A 1,939-nucleotide genomic window follows, 5' to 3' on the forward strand; every position below is an offset into this window, starting at 1 on the left:
CACCGCGGCGGGCAGCGCGAGCAGCAGCGCCTCGGCCGCGGCGAGCGAGGTGATGCGGGCGCGGGAGCCGCCGCGGGCCCGCAGCGTCCAGGTCTCACCGGCCCGTTCGGTGCTCAGCAGGCGGGCCACGAGCAGCAGGGCGTACCCGGCGAGCAGCACCAGTTGCAGCGCCACGATCAGCAGCGTCGAACGCGACACCAGCAAGGCGCGCTGTGCCCGGTCCAGTACGTCGGGCAGGGACGTGCCGACCGCGGTCGTGCCCGCCAGCGCCTTGCTGTGCAGCAGTTCCCGGGTGCCGGCGCGGGCGGCGTCGCGCAGCGCGCCGATCCGGCCCGTCGTCATCGTGGAGAAGTCCGCGGACACCAGCCACGCCGACTGCCCGTCGCTGACCCGGCCGCCCTCCACCACCGACGGGTCCGCCAGCAGCGGCCCGTACGTCGTGTAGCTCTGCTTCTGCACCCCGCGCCCGCCGAGCTCGTCGAGCGTCCAGTACGGGGACTGCGGGCGGGCCGGGCGGTAGACGCCGGTGAGTTCGACGGTGACCGCGGGGCCGCCGAGCCGGTCGGCCAGGGCGAGACGGTCGCCCGGCTCCAGCTTCAGCTGCCGGGCGGCGGTCTGCGGGAGCGCCGCCTCGATCACGGATCCGCGGGGTGCGCGCGGGAAGCGGCCGGCGGTGAGCGTCACCTCGGATCGCTCGATCGCGGCGAACTTCGTCAGGTCCGGCTGCTTGCCGCGCGGGGCGCCCGGCAGCCCGTACGGTCCCGACCGGGTCAGCGACTCACGGTGCAGGGGCAGGCCGTCGAAGGTGCGCCGCGCCCCCTTGTCGAGCGCGGCAACGGCTGCTTTTCGCCCCTCTGCGGGGACGTCGGCACGGACCACGAGCGCGGTCGTCGCCGCGTCCCTGGTGCGCAGCGAATGCCGCAGGGAGGCGTCGCCGATCGCCCCCGAGAACGCGCTGAGCATGGCGAGCACCGACGTCGTCAGCAGGACCGCGAGCACCGCAGCGCTCAGCAGCAGGCGATGCGCCCGTACTCGTAGGAGGACAAAACCCCACACCCCTGCCGCCCCCGAAAATTCTCTGCCGCGCCGTGCGCCCCCGAAAGTCTGTCCGGATGTTGTCAGAGACGACCGGGGTTGGGGAAGAGGTCTGGACCGGATACCGAGGCGAGCCGCTCTCGCAGCGGTGCGGGGTCCGCGTCAGCCCGCGGTGTTCACCATCGACGCGGCCGCGTACGTCAGGTAGTTCCAGAGCGTGTGCTCGTGCTCCTCGGACAGGCCGAGGTCGTCGACCGCGTCCCGCATGTGCTTCAGCCACGCGTCGTGCGCCGCCCGGTCCACCTGGAACGGGGCGTGCCGCATGCGCAGACGCGGGTGGCCACGGTTGTCGCTGTACGTGCGCGGGCCGCCCCAGTACTGCATCAGGAACAGCACGAGCCGCTCCTCGGCGGGGCCCAGGTCCTCCTCCGGGTACATGGGACGCAGCAGCGGGTCCTGTGCGACGCCCTCGTAGAAGCGGTGCACCAGGCGACGGAACGTCTCCTCGCCGCCCACCTGCTCGTAGAACGTCTGCTCCTGAAGCGTGTCGCGCGGGATCTCAGTCACGTGTCCATGCTCTCAGACGCGATGACCGAGGACTCGGGGCTTAGGACCGGGCCCGCCCGCGCGGGAGGGGCTCGCCGATCGGGCGCCGTCGCAGCACAGTGGACCCATGGGCGACTTCGACGGGGCCGCCGCACGGGCGCGGGCCGGCCTCGTGCGGGAGATCGAGGAGAGCGGCGTCTGGGCCGACGACGCCCGGTGGCGGGACGCCTTCGCGCGGGTCCCGCGCCATCTCTTCGTGCCGTACTACTTCGTGGGCGTCCCCGGGGGCCACGAGCGGCTGTGGCGCGAGGACCCCGACCCCGGGCGGCGGGCGCGCTGGCTGCGCGGCGCCTACGCG

Annotated in this window: 1 protein-coding gene and 2 pseudogenes; 1 reads left to right on the forward strand and 2 read right to left on the reverse strand. The window is 73.7% G+C overall.

Features of this window, described 5'->3' with window-relative positions; all coding sequences use genetic code 11:
* A pseudogene (locus G3I40_RS07275) lies at positions 1 to 1,056 on the reverse strand (ABC transporter permease); the annotation flags it as partial.
* A gap of 141 nt (positions 1,057 to 1,197) precedes the next feature.
* The gene (locus tag G3I40_RS07280; protein ID WP_164301336.1) at positions 1,198 to 1,602 is read right to left on the reverse strand and encodes a globin; all 405 of its coding nucleotides are present in this window, start codon (positions 1,600 to 1,602) and stop codon (positions 1,198 to 1,200) included.
* A 106-nt stretch (positions 1,603 to 1,708) separates the two neighbouring features.
* Between G3I40_RS07280 and G3I40_RS07285 the strand changes: the two are divergent.
* Positions 1,709 to 1,939 (forward strand): annotated as a pseudogene (locus tag G3I40_RS07285) (methyltransferase); the annotation flags it as partial.

The sequence above is a fragment of the Streptomyces sp. SID14478 genome, assembly GCF_010548525.1.
Taxonomy (GTDB): Bacteria; Actinomycetota; Actinomycetes; order Streptomycetales; family Streptomycetaceae; genus Streptomyces.